Origin of the sequence: Mesorhizobium sp. M1E.F.Ca.ET.063.01.1.1 (assembly GCF_003998155.1) — a bacterium.
In the GTDB taxonomy this organism is placed as follows: Bacteria; Pseudomonadota; Alphaproteobacteria; order Rhizobiales; family Rhizobiaceae; genus Mesorhizobium.
This window is the reverse complement of sequence record NZ_RZSC01001360.1, coordinates 1-789: the sequence shown is the minus strand read 5'-3', so window position 1 is coordinate 789 and position 789 is coordinate 1. Positions and strand designations below refer to the sequence as shown.

Annotated in this window: 1 protein-coding gene; it reads right to left on the bottom strand. The window is 63.4% G+C overall.

The genetic code is table 11. From position 1 onward, the window contains the following. Positions 1–781: glycosyltransferase family 2 protein (locus EOA29_RS38590; protein ID WP_245468794.1), on the bottom strand; the 781-nt coding region annotated here is incomplete at its 3' end. Between the last annotated feature and the right edge of the window lie 8 nt (positions 782–789).

Here is a 789-nt window from a genome sequence, read left to right as displayed (position 1 = left end):
CATAAAGGCCGATCACGCCGGTCATGAAGAGATTGATGCCGATGAGCAGCGACACGATCACCACCGTGGATGTCCAGCCGGCAATCACGCCGGTCTCGAGGATCCAGGCCAGGATGGCATAGGCGCCGAACACAAGGGCGAGAGCGGAAATCGCCAATCCGGTAAGCAGCGCCAGTTGCAGAGGCCGCTCCGAAAAGCTGACGATGCCGTGGATCGCAAGCCGCATCATCTTCCAGAACGGGTATTTGGTTTCGCCAAGCGTCCGCGCCGGGCGCTCGAACGGCACCGCCGCCTGCTTGAAACCCATCCAGCCGAACATGCCCCTGACGAAACGGTCGTGCTCGGGCATGCGCCTGAACGTGTCCAGCGCCTTGCGGCCGACGAGGCGGAAATCGCCGACGTCGCGCGGGATGTCGACAGGCGTCATCCTCTCCAGCAGCCGATAGAAAAGGCTGGCGGTGAAGCGCTTGAACCAGGTTTCGCCCTCGCGCCTGACGCGCCTTGCATAGACGATCTCGAAGCCCTCCTTCCACTTCGCCACCAGGTCGAGAACGACCTCGGGCGGATCCTGCAGGTCGGCGTCCATGACGATGACGGCCTCGCCGGCGGCTGCTTCCATGCCGGCGGTGATGGCGATCTGGTGGCCGAAGTTGCGGGAAAGCTCGATCAGGCGGAAGCTTGGTTCGGCGGCGACCATGCGGCGCAAATAGCTCACGCTTCGATCGCTGCTGCCGTCGTCGACGAAGATGACCTCGGCCTCTCCGTCCAGTTTCGCGATCAGTGCGCTGA